Annotated in this window: 11 protein-coding genes; 1 reads left to right on the top strand and 10 read right to left on the bottom strand. The window is 39.7% G+C overall.

What is annotated here, in order from left to right:
• Window positions 1-83 precede the first annotated feature (83 nt).
• From ribF to AC1F25_RS02770, 3 genes are all read right to left on the bottom strand, one after another.
• On the bottom strand, window positions 84-1,025 hold the full coding sequence (ribF, locus tag AC1F25_RS02780; protein WP_002400329.1) for a riboflavin biosynthesis protein RibF: 942 nt from the start codon (window positions 1,023-1,025) through the stop codon (window positions 84-86).
• A 3-nt stretch (window positions 1,026-1,028) separates the two neighbouring features.
• Window positions 1,029-1,952: a tRNA pseudouridine(55) synthase TruB gene (gene truB, locus AC1F25_RS02775; RefSeq protein WP_002308909.1), complete on the bottom strand. Its 924-nt coding sequence runs from the start codon at window positions 1,950-1,952 to the stop codon at window positions 1,029-1,031.
• Between the two features lie 368 nt (window positions 1,953-2,320).
• On the bottom strand, window positions 2,321-4,684 hold the full coding sequence (locus AC1F25_RS02770) for a phosphoketolase family protein (protein ID WP_002348558.1): 2,364 nt from the start codon (window positions 4,682-4,684) through the stop codon (window positions 2,321-2,323).
• A 114-nt stretch (window positions 4,685-4,798) separates the two neighbouring features.
• Between AC1F25_RS02770 and AC1F25_RS02765 the strand changes: the two genes are divergently transcribed.
• A complete protein-coding gene (locus AC1F25_RS02765) occupies window positions 4,799-5,017 on the top strand; it encodes a hypothetical protein (RefSeq protein ID WP_002308907.1) in 219 nt (72 codons plus the stop codon).
• A gap of 107 nt (window positions 5,018-5,124) precedes the next feature.
• Here the strand turns inward: AC1F25_RS02765 and rbfA are convergent, their stop codons facing one another.
• From rbfA to AC1F25_RS02730, 7 genes are all read right to left on the bottom strand, one after another.
• Window positions 5,125-5,472, bottom strand: coding sequence for a 30S ribosome-binding factor RbfA (gene rbfA / locus AC1F25_RS02760; protein ID WP_002308906.1), 348 nt, complete (start codon window positions 5,470-5,472; stop codon window positions 5,125-5,127).
• A 25-nt stretch (window positions 5,473-5,497) separates the two neighbouring features.
• Window positions 5,498-7,798 (bottom strand): translation initiation factor IF-2, encoded by a 2,301-nt coding sequence (gene infB, locus AC1F25_RS02755; protein ID WP_002314813.1) that lies wholly within the window; start codon window positions 7,796-7,798, stop codon window positions 5,498-5,500.
• A gap of 12 nt (window positions 7,799-7,810) precedes the next feature.
• Window positions 7,811-8,122, bottom strand: coding sequence for a YlxQ-related RNA-binding protein (locus AC1F25_RS02750; RefSeq protein WP_002308904.1), 312 nt, complete (start codon window positions 8,120-8,122; stop codon window positions 7,811-7,813).
• Complete coding sequence (rnpM, locus tag AC1F25_RS02745; protein WP_002288501.1) at window positions 8,119-8,412, bottom strand: RNase P modulator RnpM; 294 nt, start codon at window positions 8,410-8,412, stop codon at window positions 8,119-8,121. The genes AC1F25_RS02750 and rnpM overlap by 4 nt, the downstream gene beginning before the upstream one ends.
• 21 nt (window positions 8,413-8,433) lie before the next feature.
• Window positions 8,434-9,609: a transcription termination factor NusA gene (gene nusA, locus AC1F25_RS02740; protein ID WP_002313645.1), complete on the bottom strand. Its 1,176-nt coding sequence runs from the start codon at window positions 9,607-9,609 to the stop codon at window positions 8,434-8,436.
• A gap of 22 nt (window positions 9,610-9,631) precedes the next feature.
• Window positions 9,632-10,105, bottom strand: coding sequence for a ribosome maturation factor RimP (gene rimP / locus AC1F25_RS02735; RefSeq protein ID WP_002308902.1), 474 nt, complete (start codon window positions 10,103-10,105; stop codon window positions 9,632-9,634).
• Window positions 10,106-10,248: 143 nt separating this feature from the next.
• Window positions 10,249-14,601: a PolC-type DNA polymerase III gene (locus AC1F25_RS02730; protein WP_002308901.1), complete on the bottom strand. Its 4,353-nt coding sequence runs from the start codon at window positions 14,599-14,601 to the stop codon at window positions 10,249-10,251.
• Window positions 14,602-14,768 lie beyond the last annotated feature (167 nt).

The raw sequence follows: 14,768 nt of genomic DNA, 5'->3' as shown, positions 1-14,768 counted from the left end.
CACAGCCTTTCATACGCTTATTTATCAACCATTTCGTTGTAATTGCTAGTTATGCATAAAGATTAGCTCTCACGGACATTATTTTATTGCTGAGAAAAATATTCAGCTGTTGCTTGTTCATCCTCCTTGAGTTGTTCAATCAATTCCTCTACACTTGAAAATTTCACTTGATCTCTTAAAAATTGATTCCAACGTACTTTGACATGCTCGCCATAGATATCTTGATTAAAGTCCAAAATATACAATTCTACAGTCAGCTCCCGTCCTTCACCAAATGTATCATTATGTCCAATGGAACCCATGGCTGGATACCAAGTTTCCCCAATTTTTATTTCCGATACATAAACACCTTCTTTAGGTAAATGGACTGTGCTCTTTACTTTGACATTTGCTGTAGGGAATCCTAATAATCTGCCTCGTGCATCGCCATGAACAACTACCCCCTCTACCTCGTATATGCAACCTAATAGTTTTGCCGCTTCTTTTACTTGACCGCTGTCTAGCAATCCTCGAATACGTGTAGAGCTGATTTTTTCGCCTTGTTCTTCTTCTTTAGAGACTGTGACGATTTTGAATCTTCCCTTAGCATATTCAGGAAAATGAGCGACATCCGCAATGTCTTTCGGTCCATAGGTGTAATCAAAACCGGAAACAGCATATTTCGCATGTAATCCTACGATATATTGATCAACAAACTCTTGTGGCGCTAAATGAGCAAAAGAAGAAGTAAAATCGACTTCATATAAATAATCGATACCCAAAGCTGCCATTTTTTCTTCTTTTTGCTTCAGGCTAGTCAAATACTTCACACTGCTAGGATCGATCTTCTTAAAAACAATCGATGGATGTTGATTGAAAGTCATCAATGCTAATTTCAATCCTTCTTTTTGCGCAATTTCCATACCTGTCTTTATGACTTTCTGGTGTCCAATATGCACGCCGTCAAAAAATCCCAGTACTAAAACGACATCGTCTTCTGGAATTTGTTCTGGTTGGTAAGGATGTCTGATCTTGATGATATTCATTCGTCATTCCTCATTTCTCAATACTTTACTAGGTTTTAGTTTATTTTTTTCTTTCGGGTTTGGCTGATATATACTTACGACTTTGTCTTTATAAAACAAGGCAATTTCCTCTGAAGGCATTTCTGGGAGCGCAAATACAGTATAATCAAGTCTCATACCGTTTTTTACTTTCTGCCATACCTCATCAGTAATATCTACTCGTTTGAACCGTTCCACTCCTTTTTCAATTGGCAGCAAATACTCATCGATCGTACCGTTTTCTACAGCTTGAGCTACTTCTTCTAATGTTAACGCTTCTTTTTGGGCCATACCGGCACTTGCTGTTCGAGTGAGATCAGACATGTGTGCAGGGTAACCAAGTTTCTTGCCTGTATCCACAGCTAATGTACGGACATAGGTTCCTTTCCCGCATTCTACTTCGAAACGCCAAGAAATGGTTCCTGCCACTTCGTCTCTTGTCAGTTCACTTGTTCGGATAAAACGGTAAATTTGAGCCTTTCTAACAGGCCGATCCACTGGTTCATTATTCCGTGCATATTCATATAACCGTTTACCGTTTACTTTTACCGCTGAGTACATGGGCGGTATCTGGGTGATTTCACCAATAAATGAAGCCATCACTTCATCTATTTTTTCTTCAGATAAAGACATATCCACTGGTTTTGTTTCTACTCGTTCTCCGGATCGATCTTCCGTCGTTGTACTGAAACCTAGAGTCATCTCGCCCACATAAATTTTCCCAGAATCTGTCAAATATTCGATAACTTTTGTGGCTTTTCCAATACAAATAGGCAATACACCGTCTACATCCGGGTCAAGCGTACCCCCATGTCCGATTTTTTTCGTATGTAAGATTTTTCTTAATTTGAATACGCAATCATGACTTGTCATTCCGCGTTCTTTCCATAAAGGTAATAACCCGTCCATGTCTTTTCTCCATTTCATTTTTGATTTAACTGAATTATTATAACACATTGCATCTATTACTGACGAATTTGACATCATAATGAACGGTTTTTATTTTTCGGCAATAAAAACGTAACAAAATTCATGCTCATGTAAATAGAAATCATGTTATGCTTTTTTAAAGGAGGGAATAGAATGGAAGATTTTTTCTTTGCACCATTTGATTGGATTTATGGGTGGCTTACAGGTAAATAGATTGGTTCTCACTTCCCAAAAACGAAAAAAAAGACTGGTCATTCTTCCAGTCTTTTTTCCGTTTTTTTTTATTTATTTTTTCAGTTTCTTGATCAATGTAAAAAAATCTGTTTTTCAGGGTCGATTTTATCATTTTATTGGTCAAGATTTTTCCATTTCCAATCCAATACTTCTGGCAGATCAATACCATTTTCACGAATATAGTTTTGATGTTCTTGTAATTTCTGATCCATTTTTTTTGCAAAATCTTCTGCTTGACTTCCTTTGATTTTTAAAGCTGCATCTTTTGCCAAATGATAACGGTCAAGTTCATTTACCACACGCATGTCAAACGGTGTCGTGATATCTCCGTTTTCTTTGTAGCCATGAATCATTAAATGATGGTTATGACGATCAAAGAAAATCGTGCGGATCAAAGTTTCATAACCGTGGAAAGCAAATAAGATCGGTTTGTCTTTTGTAAAATATTTGTCAAATTCTTCATCGCTCAATCCACGCGGATCTTGACTCGGATGACGTAATTTCAATAAATCTACGACATTGATGAACCGGATTTTTAGTTTTGGGAATTCTTCCAGCAGCAAAGTCACAGCTGCTAATGCTTCTAAGTTAGATTCCGTTCCTGCAGCAGCAATGACCAATTCAGGTTCCTCCTCTTTTGCTGTCGAAGCCCAATCAATGATTTTCAAGCCTTCATTCACTAAGACGGCTGCTTCTTCTGCTGAGTAAAATTGAGCACGCGGATGTTTGGAAGAGATGATCAAATTAATTTTTTCTGACGAGCGGAATGCTTTGTCCATGACTGCGAGCAACGTATTTGCATCCGCAGGCAGATATTCACGGATGAACTCCGCCTTTTTTTCTGCCAAATGTGTCAATATTCCTGGATCTTGGTGGCTATATCCATTGTGATCTTGCTGGAAGACTGTTGAGCTTGCAATGAGATTCAGCGAAGGATAATTATTTCGCCAAGAAAGGTCACGTGATTTCCGCATCCATTTGAAGTGCTGAGTCAGCATAGAGTCAACCACTCGCAAAAATGATTCGTAACTTGCAAAAAAACCATGCCGTCCAGTCAGAACGTACCCTTCTAAGAACCCTTCATCTTGATGTTCCGATAATTGACTGTCGATGACGCGGCCAGATGGCGAAAGCCATTCATCATTTTCTGGTTCGATTTTTTCCATCCATTGGCGATTTGTCGTTTTGAAAACTTGATTCAATCGATTTGATTTTGTTTCATCTGGTCCGAATATACGGAAATTTTCTGGATTTTTCTCAATGATCTCGCGAACGAATTTACCAAGTTCAGTCATATCTTCTGCTTTAACGGAGCCCGGTTGTTCAAATTGCAAAGTATATTTTTTCCAATCTGGCATAACAAGCGGTTTCGGATCGATTCCACCATTGATGATAGGATTTTTTGCCATTCTTTGGTCACCAGTGGGCGCGATTTCTCTGATTTCTTCTAAAATACGTCCTTGTGCATCAAATAATTTTTCTGGTTCATAGGATTTCAACCAACGGAGTAAAGCATCTGCATGATCCATATGTTCTTGATCTACAGGAATCGGTACTTGGTGTGCTCGGAAGGTTCCTTCAATTGGCTCCCCGTCCCATTCTTCTGGACCGGTCCATCCTTTTGGTGTGCGTACGATCAATACTGGCCATTTTTGCATCACCACATCTGTTGCTGTCTTTAGGCGAGCTTCTTTTTGGATGGATTTGATTTTCTCGATTGCTTGATCCATTTTTTCAGCCATAACAGGATTTAATTTTTCTGGATCATTTCCTTCAATAAAGAAAGGTTCCCAGCCAAGTCCGTTAAAGTAATTTGCTAATTCTTCATCTGTTTTACGTGCCAAGATCGTTGGGTTGGCTATTTTAGCACCATTTAAATGAAGGATTGGTAAAACAGCTCCATCTGTCACCGGATTGATAAAGACATTTGAGAACCAGCTTCCAGCTAAAGGACCGGTTTCTGCTTCACCATCACCAATCACGACAGCAGAAATTACTTCAGGATTGTCTAATACAGCTCCGACTCCATGTGAAAGAGAGTATCCAAGCTCTCCGCCTTCATGGATAGAACCTGGTGTTTCTGGTGCTGCATGAGAAGCAATGCCTCCAGGAAATGAAAATCGCTTGAATAATTTTTGCATTCCCGTCTCATCTTCCGTTACTTCTGGATAGATTTCTGTGTAACTTCCATCTAAATAAGCATTCGATACCATGACTTGTCCGCCGTGTCCTGGTCCTTCGATATAAAACATGTTCAAATCATATTTATTGATGACTCGGTTCAAATGGACATAAATAAAATTTTGGCCAGGAATCGTTCCCCAATGACCGATTGGATGTTTTTTGACATCTTCTGGTTTCAACGTACGTCTCAGTAAGGGGTTATCTTTAAGATAAATTTGCCCGACAGAAAGATAATTGGCAGCACGCCACCAAGCCGTCATTTTATCAAAGTATTCTTTACTAGAATAATCCATACGTAACACTCCTTTTCATTATTACTCTTATTCTAGCGCAGATACTCCCAATTGAAACCTAATAAGCACTTCTGTTCATTTGCTTGGATTTTATATCTTGTCAATAACTTCAACGTGATTTTTCTTTTAACTGACGGCAGACCGACAAATTCAAACTTTTATAGTGCAGATTCCACTGATCTTCTAGTTACTTGGCTATATAACCTGACTGTCACTACAATGGATTACAATCTAGCTTCCCTCATCGGTATCTTGATCTTTATCTATATGCAAAAATTTATATACTATAGAAAAAAGAAAGTCGAATTTTTTCTTTTTCTCTTTTTTGGTTAACTAACACGCCGCAAGACTAAAGTCATGGAACTCTTAGGCAATACGTCTTAATGAAAACAAAAAAATCCCGCAACCCCTGATTTCACAGGATTTGCGGGATTTTTTAATTAGTCTTTGTTCAAGTCGCGAAGCAATTCATCGATATGGTTGCCATAGACAACTGATTCATCTAATTCAAAGGACAATTCAGGTGTTTTGTAAATACTTAGATTGTGCCCCAGCTCACGACGAATCAATCCTGATGCTTTATCCAATCCTTCTTGTGCTTTTTTCTTTTCAGAAGCTAAATCAGAAAGGATGCTGTAATAGATTGTTGCTTGTTGAAGATCGCCTGTTACGTGTACATCAGTGATCGTTACATCTTGCACACGAGGATCTCTTACTTTTTTACGTAGGATCGCATTGACTTCTTTTAAGATTTCTTGACCGACTCGGCGATCACGATAGTTAGCCATAATGATTGGCCTCCTTTATCAGTTTTTAGTCATTTTTGACTTCTTCCATGATAAACCCTTCAATTACGTCATCTACTTTGATGTCATTGAATTTTTCAATCATAGCACCGCATTCATAGCCCATTTTGACTTCTTTTACGTCATCTTTGAAACGTTTCAAACTTGCCAATTGGCCTTCGTAGATAACGATACCGTCACGGATCACACGGACGCCGCTGTCTCTGCGGATATAGCCTTCTGTTACATATGCACCAGCGATTGTGCCTACTTTGGATACTTTGAATGTTTCACGTACAATCATTTGACCAGTGATTTTTTCTTCAAATTCAGGATCTAGCATTCCTTTCATCGCTGTTTCGATTTCATCAATAGCTTTATAAATGATACGGTGTAAGCGAATGTCTACTTCTTCAGCTTCTGCTTGCGCTTTTGCTTGAGGTGTAGGACGGACGTTAAATCCAATGATAATCGCATTACTTGCTGCTGCAAGTGTTACGTCACTTTCATTGATTGCACCTACCGCTGAATGGACGATTTTCACACGTACACCTTCAACTTCGATTTTTTTCAGTGAGGCAGCTAATGCTTCTGCTGAACCTTGAACGTCGGCTTTAATAATGACGTTAACTTCTTTTAGCTCGCCTTCTTTCAAGCTTTCAAACAAGTTGTCCAAGGTTACACGGCTGCTTGCAGCACGGTTTTCCAATAATGCACGTTTTGCGCGTTCTTCACCCGCTGCACGTGCTGTCTTTTCGTCTTCGAAGACTACGAAACGGTCACCTGCTTGAGGTACATCATTCAAGCCAGTGATTTCTACTGGCGTTGCAGGTCCTGCTTCTTTATCGCGACGGCCAAGATCGTTTGTCATTACACGGACACGTCCGTAAGTATTACCGACAACGATTGGGTCACCAACATGAAGTGTTCCTTCTTGGACAAGTAAGGTTGACACAGGACCTTTACCTTTATCAAGACGTGCTTCGATCACTGTTCCGATTGCGCGTTGTGTTGGATCTGCTTTTAAATCTTCTACTTCTGCGACTAACAGAATCATTTCCAGCAATTCTTCGATGTTTTGGCCGAATTTCGCTGAGATCTCAACAAAGATCGTTTCTCCACCCCATGCTTCAGGAATTAACTCATACTCACTTAATTCTTGCATAACATGTTGAGGGTTTGCACCTGGTTTATCAATTTTGTTTACAGCGACGATAATTGGAACGCCTGCTGCTTTGGCATGGTTGATTGCTTCAACGGTTTGCGGCATGACACCGTCATCTGCAGCGACAACTAAAATCGTGATATCTGTGATACTTGCTCCACGTGCACGCATACTTGTAAAGGCCGCATGTCCTGGTGTATCCAAGAAAGTGATTGGTTTGCCATCGATATCAATCTGGTAGGCGCCGATATGCTGCGTGATTCCGCCGGCTTCGCCGCTTGTTACACGTGAATGGCGCAATGTATCCAATAAGGTTGTTTTCCCGTGGTCTACGTGTCCCATAATCGTTACTACTGGCGGACGTGAGACTAATTTATCTGGATCAACTTCTTCCGACTCGAAGAATTTATCGATATCTGCAATATCAACTTGGACTTTTTCTTGTGGTTCCATACCATAGTCCGTAGCTAACAGTTCAATCGTATCTTTGTCCAGTGCTTGGTTTTGATTGACCATGACGCCAAGCATAAATAATTTTTTAATGATTTCTGCTGGCTCACGATGAATTTTTTTCGCGATGTCTGCTACGTTCATGCCTTCAGTATACTCTAATACATCTGGCAATTCACGGAATTTGCGTGGTGGTACAGCTGGCTTAGTTGATTGTTGCTGTTTGCCTTTTTTACCCTTTTTATTATAACGATTACGGTTGTTATTATTAAATTTGCCGCGATTGTTATTGTTTGGTTTGTTGTTGGTACGGTTTTGATTGCCGCCTTGGCTCGTTCCTGGACGATTTTGACTGCTAGTATTCCCCGTATTATTTTGGTTTGTTGTTGGTTTTTTTCCTTGATTCACTTGACCGCTCCCTTGACCGCGATCTTGATAACTGCGGTTATTTTTATTTTTTTGTTGATTATTTGTTGCTTCTTTTTTACGTTGATCGTTCGGCTGTTGATTGGCTGGTTTTCTGCTTGCTTGTTGTGCAGCTTGTTGTTTCGTGCTTGGGTTTTTGAACGCTTGTTGCAATTTCTTCTCATCACTGCTAGTAATCGCACCCATATGGTTTTTCACATCGATGCCAAGTTGTTGTGCTTTTTCCACGACGTCTTTACTAGATTTTTTGAGTTCTTTTGCTAATTCATAGATTCTTTTATTGCCCATGCAATCACCTTCCTAACCTTCAATTAGCTCCTTGGTCTTCTTCGCAAATCCGGCATCCATTATTCCGAATACCTTGCGAGGTTTTCCGATCATCTGCGTGATTTCTGCTTCAGAAAATAGCTCAAAGCAAGGAACTTCATAGTATGAACTCTTATCTTTTATCTTTTTTCTTGTATTCTCACTTGCATCTGTTGCCACAAACACCAATTTTGCTTTTTGTTTGCGGATTTCAGCTATGGTCAGTTCTTCGCCCGTAATCAGTTTTCCCGCGCGCATCGCCAGACCCATGAGATTCATGACTTTTTGCCGATTGACTGTATTCATTTTCCAAATAACTCTTTACGTGCTTTTTGGTGAGTGACATAGTCAAGAAGTTCTTGATAAAACTCATCTGTTAAAGTTGTTTCGAGTACTCGATCGAGAATTTTTTTATCCCAAGCTTGTTGTACTTCTTCCGGCTCAAGTGAGACATACGCTCCTCGTCCAGGCATTTTTCCAGTTGGATCGATCGATACTTCCCCTTCTTTTGAACGGGTGATTCGGACCATCTCTTTTTTAGGTTTCATTTCACCTGAAACCACGGATTTGCGTAAAGGAATTTTCCTTTGTTTCATCTCTTTGCCTCCTTACTAAAGTTAAGCTTCTGGTTTTTCTTCGACCGTTTCATTATTGAACGCAATTGCTTCATACTCATCGTCTGTCAAATCTGACTGAACGATTGCTTCGTCATGCAATTCTTCTGTTTCGTTTTGGTGTTCTTGTTTTTCATAAAATTCCGCCATATCAGATTCTGATTTGATATCGATTTTATGGTTAGTCAATTTAGCAGCTAAACGTGCGTTTTGTCCACGTTTACCGATTGCTAACGATAATTGATAGTCTGGAACGACAACTGTGCAAGCTTTAGGATTGGTTTCATCAAAAATCACATCCATGACTTGTGCAGGATTCAATGCATTTGCAATGAATACAGCTGGGTCTTCATTCCATTCAACAATATCCATGTTTTCGCCTTTTAATTCATTGACGATTGCTTGGACACGTTGTCCTTTTGGCCCAACACATGTACCGACTGCATCGATATTCTGATCATTTGAACGGACAGCTACTTTTGATCGATCGCCGGCTTCACGGGCAATGCTGACGATTTCAACGATTCCATCATAAACTTCTGGGACTTCTTGCTCAAATAAGCGACGCAATAAATCTGGATGGCTGCGGCTAACAAATACTTGCGGACCTTTAGACGTATTTTCTACTCGAGAAACATAGACTTTGATACGATCGTGAGGTTGGTAAAATTCGTTTGGCATTTGATCTTGTTTAGAAAGAACTGCTTCTATTTTGCCAAGGTTGACATAAATATAACGTTTATCCTGACGTTCGACGATTCCTTGCATGATGTCTTTTTCATAAGCACTGAATTCGTTATAAATGATCGTTCTTTCTGCTTCACGTACACGCTGCAAGATAACTTGTTTAGCTGTTTGCGCAGCGATCCGCCCAAAATCTTTTGGTGTGACTTCAAAACGGATCGTATCACCAATCTCATATGCTGGATTAATCAAAAGTGCATCTTTCAATGAGACTTCCAACTGTGAATCCATCACTTCTTCCGTTACTTCTTTTACTGCATAGACATGGATCTTTCCTTTTTTCTGATCAAATTCCACTTCGACATTTTGTGCTTGGCCATAGTGGCGTTTGTATGCAGAAACCAATGCTGCTTCTAAAGCATCGATCACGATTTCTTTTGAGATCCCTTTTTCAGCTTCTAAAGCGTCTAACGCATTTAACATTTCTTTACTCATTTTTTCTGATTCCTCTCCGTGATTAAAATTGGATAGCTAAGCGAGCTTTTGCAATATTTTTTCGGTCAAAAGTCAATTCTTTTTCTCGTGTTTTTATGCGTATTTTCAATGTAAGCTGTTCAGCATCAAATGATTGAAGAAATCCTTCGTATTGTTTTTCGCCATCTACTGGTTGGTATAAGGAGACATGGACATAATCGCCAAGTGCCTTTTCATAGTCGCTTTCTTTTTTCAATGGCCGCTCTGCTCCAGGGGAGGATACCTCCAGGAAATAAGCTTGAGGAATCGGATCTGGATCTGCTGCATCAAGTTTTTCGCTCAGTTTCTCACTGACAAAGGCACATTCTTCGATATCGATTCCGCCTTCTTTGTCAATAAATACTCGTAAGAACCAACTTTTTCCTTCTTTTACAAATTCGACTTCGACAAGTTCAAAATGTTGTTCATCTAAAATCGGTGTCACCATTTCTGTGACTGTTTCAACGACGCTACTCAAAAGTTTCGCCTCCTTAAAAATTAAATACGTAATTCCATTAAAAAGAGTGAGCGAAAAATCCGCTCACTCACAGTTAGTATCATTACCTATAAAAACTATACCATACTCTGCTTAAAATTACAAGCAGACAAGATAACAGATGCTTATAACATATCGAATAACGATAATTGGTTTTCGTCTGGTAAATCTTTCAATACACCATTATCGTTCATATATTCAATCAATGTTTTTGAAACTTTCCCTCGAGTAGCAAGATCTTCTTTAGATAAAAATGGACCATCTTTTCTTGCCTCAACGATTTGTTTTGCTACATTGGTTCCCAAACTAGGGACAGCTCTAAATGGCGCAATTAACGTATCTCCTTCGATAACAAAATTAACTGCATCCGATTTGTACAGATCAATCATCCCAAATTTGAATCCTCGTTCTAACATTTCATTGGCTAATTCTAGCACGGTCAGCTGATTTTTTTCTTTTACGGAAGCATCTAGCCCTTTGTCCGTGATTTCTTTCATTGCTTGTTTCACAGCATCTTTTCCTTTGCACATGGAGACTAGATCAAAATCATCCGCACGTACAGAAAAGTATGCACAGTAATACAAAATAGGGAAATAAACTTTAAAATAAGCAACACGAAGAGCCATCAATACATAAGCTGCAGCATGGGCTTTTGGAAACATATACTTGATCTTTGAACAAGAATCGATATACCAATCAGGCACATTATTTTCTTTCATCGCGGATAGATAGGTTTCTCTCAATTCATCAGGAATCTTGTTCCATTGCCCTTTACGAACAGTTTCCATGATCTTAAATGCCATCCCGCTGTCTAATCCAGCATGAATCAAATAAACCATGATATCATCACGACAGCCGATTACTTCCGCCAATGTCGCATCCCCACGTCGAATCAATTCTTCGGCATTTCCTAACCATACATCTGTACCATGAGACAGTCCGGATATTTGAAGTAGTTCTGCAAAAGTTGTAGGATGTGTTTCTTCTAACATTCCTCGAACAAAACGAGTGCCGAATTCTGGAATACCTAATGTTCCTGTTTTAGAATAAATCTGTTCCTGAGTTACCCCTAGTACTTCAGGGCCAGCAAATATCCGCATCACTTCCGGGTCATCTGTAGGAATCGTTTGTGGATCAATCCCTGATAAATCTTGAAGCATCCGTATAACAGTTGGGTCATCGTGTCCTAGAATATCCAATTTCAATACATTGTCGTGGATTGAGTGAAAATCAAAATGGGTCGTTTTCCATTCCGAATTTTGATCGTCTGCTGGATATTGGATCGGCGTAAAATCGTAGACATCCATATAATCTGGAATAACGATAATCCCCCCAGGATGCTGACCAGTTGTCCGTTTGACTCCTGTTGCACCCTTTGCCAATCTGTCGACTTCTGCACTTCGAAACTGCAGATTATTGTCCCTTTCATAACCTTTTACATAGCCATATGCTGTTTTATCGGCGACTGTACCAATCGTTCCGGCACGGTAAACATAGTCTTCACCAAACAATACTTTCGTATAGTTATGTGCTTCTGCTTGATAATCACCTGAGAAGTTCAAATCAATATCGGGCACTTTGTCTCCATGGAATCCTAAAAATGTCTCAAATGGGATATCATGACCATCTTTATTTAAGCGTGCACCACATTTTGGACATTGTTTTTCTGGCATATCAAATCCAGAACCGTACGTGCCATCTTCAAAGAACTCGGAATATTGGCACTCTGGACAGTAATAATGGGGAGCTAAAGGATTCACTTCAGTGATCCCAGTCATCGTTGCAACAAAGCTAGAGCCAACAGAGCCACGTGAACCTACTAGATAGCCATCTTCATTACTTTTATGCACAAGTTTTTGGGCGATCAGATAAATAACCGAGAAGCCATTACCATTAATAGAGTTCAACTCTTTTTCTAATCGTTTTTGGATAATTTCAGGTAACGGATCTCCGTACATTTGTTTTGCTTTTGTGTAACTCAATTCTGATATCTCATCTTCTGAACCTGGAATCTTCGGTGTATAAAGTTCATCTTTGACTGGAATCACTTCTTCGCAGATATCTGCGATTTTATTCGTGTTATCCACTACAATCTCTTTTGCTGTTTCTTCCCCTAAAAAGTGAAAAGCGGTGAGCATCTCATCAGTTGTTCGGAAATGGACATCTGGCAAACTATGACGATTCAACGGATTCGCTCCGCCCATAGAATTGATCAAAATTTTTCGGTAAATGGCATCTTCTTCGTTGAGATAATGAACGTTGCCTGTTGCAACAACGATTTTATCCAAACTTTTTCCGATTTCTACCAAGTTTTGGATAATTTCTTCCAAATCATGTTCATTTTTTACCAATTCTTGCTCGATCAAAGGTGCATAGACCGCTTTTGGCATAACTTCAATATAATCGTAGAATTTTGCTCGGTTTCTTGCCTCTTCTACCCCTTTTTGCATCATGGCTTCGAAGATTTCTCCCTTATCACAAGCTGAGCCGATCAATAGATTTTCACGCATCTTTTTCAATTGGGAGCGTGGTATTCGCGGGACACGTTCGAAGTATTCGACATTCGACATTGAAATCAGTTTGAACAAATCTTTCAGTCCTGCCTGATTCTTTGCTAAAATCGTTACATGGAAAGGTCGGGCTCGTTTGTAAGAATCTCCTTCTCCGATATGCTCATTTAGCTGATCATGATAAAGCATGTGATGATTGTCCATTGCTTCTTTGACAAAAATCCAAGCTAAGTGACCTGTTGCTTCAGCATCATAGATTGCTCGGTGATGCTGTTCCAAGCTGACACCAAATTTTTTGGATAACACACCTAATCCGAAACGTTTGAATTGCGGATACAGATATCTGGCTAATTCTAAGGTATCAATAACTGGATTAGTTGCTTCAGGAATGCCATATCTTGCGTAGCTAGTATTCAAGAACCCCATATCAAAAGCCGCGTTGTGTGCTACCAGAATTGTACCTTTTGAAAACTCAAGGAACATCCGCAAGACTTCTTCTTCTGACTTCGATCCTCGAACCATTTCATCCGTAATACCTGTCAAATCCACCGTTGTTCGGGATAAAGGATGTCCTGGATCGATAAATTCATCAAAGCTTTCGATCACATTTCCTTTGTACATTTTGACTGCAGCGAGCTCGATGATGGTATCGTATACCGCAGACAATCCTGTCGTTTCCACGTCAAATACGACATATGTGGCTTCGTTTAATGCTTCATGCGCATCATTATAAGCAATAGGTACGCCATCATCTACGACATTCGCTTCCACACCGTATAAGATTTTCACACCTGCTTTTTTCCCGGCACTATGAGCTTCTGGAAAGGCTTGTGCGCCACCATGGTCCGTAATGGCGATGGCACGGTGTCCCCATTTTCCTGCTTGTGCCACCAGATCAGAAATGCTATTCGTTGCATCCATCGTACTCATATTGCTGTGAACATGAAGTTCTACCCGTTTTTCCCCTTCAGGAGCATAATCTTTACGAGGGGTGTGTTTGACTTCAACGATATCTTGCGCATTCATGACCAAATCACGGACAAACGTATCTTCTTGGATACTTCCACGTACCTTTAACCAGCTTCCGACACTGATCGCATCAAATATCTGTTCATCTTTTTCGCCATTTGAGAATTTTTTGACGATAAATGATGAAGTATAATCTGTGATTTTCAAAGTCAAGATCTTGCGTTTTGAGCGTAGTTCTCTGACTTCTTTATCGAACACATACCCTTCAAGAGTGACCCGTCGTTCTTCTTCGACGATATTGATCATTGGTGTTGTGGGCTCATCTGCTGGAATATTTCGTCCTAGCTGGATGGGTCCTTCAAGAGCTGGTGACTGTTCTTTTCTTTCTTTTTTCTTTTGCTCATGAACAACTAGACTTTCAGCTGCTTGCTTCATAAAGGCTTCTGCCTGTTCTTGTTTACGTTCTTCAAAAAGTTTCAATACACGTTCCGCTTGCTGCTCATCCACTTCTGGTTCGATACGAAATTTCGGGAATCCGTAACTGACGAACAACTCTTCTACTAATGGTAAGTATTGCTGTTTCAAATATGAAATAGCCCCTGTACTGTCGATTGGCAAGATGACTTTACGATCTTTTATCACAGGTACTTGCGTTTTCAATACTTGCTGTGCTAGTGGTGTATCGCATTGCTGATTTTCCAAAGCTTGGGCCCAGTAATCTTGCAAGAGCTGTTCATCGAATGTCTGGTCATCTGCTAAGATATTCAATTTGACTTGTGCAATCTCTTTAAAAGCGACAGTCAGATGCTGAGCCAATGAACGATACAGCATAATAGGCAAAATTTTAGAAAAATGCAGCGTAAATTCCCATAAACGCGATTTACGATGGACCACTACACTATCCATTTCACCAGCAGTAAGCAGTGGATGATTTTTTTCTGCTTCCTCTAGTTGGATTTGTTCCAACAGTTTTTCAAATAAATCTCGTTTTTCTGACAAAGATATACGCCCTTTCTGATGAGAAACTATGCAATTGATTGCATCGTATCCTCTTCTTTTTCAGTACCCTTTAGTATACTCGTTTTTTCTGAGTTTTACATTAAAAAATTGGAACTGTGATTCACATCACAGTTCCAATTTTAAAAGCGAAACATCAGGTTGTCAAA

This window comes from Enterococcus sp. M-BR2, assembly GCF_056612775.1.
The sequence above is the reverse complement of the archived record's forward strand: the minus strand, read 5'-3'. Positions and strand labels throughout refer to the sequence as shown.

Excerpts from the sequence above, each read along its gene's own strand:
- ribF (WP_002400329.1), bottom strand. The coding sequence starts at position 1,025 with ATGAATATCATCAAGATCAGACATCCTTACCAACCAGAACAAATTCCA.
- truB (WP_002308909.1), bottom strand. The coding sequence starts at position 1,952 with ATGGACGGGTTATTACCTTTATGGAAAGAACGCGGAATGACAAGTCAT.
- AC1F25_RS02770 (WP_002348558.1), bottom strand. The coding sequence starts at position 4,684 with ATGGATTATTCTAGTAAAGAATACTTTGATAAAATGACGGCTTGGTGG.
- rbfA (WP_002308906.1), bottom strand. The coding sequence starts at position 5,472 with ATGGCTAACTATCGTGATCGCCGAGTCGGTCAAGAAATCTTAAAAGAA.
- infB (WP_002314813.1), bottom strand. The coding sequence starts at position 7,798 with ATGGGCAATAAAAGAATCTATGAATTAGCAAAAGAACTCAAAAAATCT.
- AC1F25_RS02750 (WP_002308904.1), bottom strand. The coding sequence starts at position 8,122 with ATGAATACAGTCAATCGGCAAAAAGTCATGAATCTCATGGGTCTGGCG.
- rnpM (WP_002288501.1), bottom strand. The coding sequence starts at position 8,412 with ATGAAACAAAGGAAAATTCCTTTACGCAAATCCGTGGTTTCAGGTGAA.
- nusA (WP_002313645.1), bottom strand. The coding sequence starts at position 9,609 with ATGAGTAAAGAAATGTTAAATGCGTTAGACGCTTTAGAAGCTGAAAAA.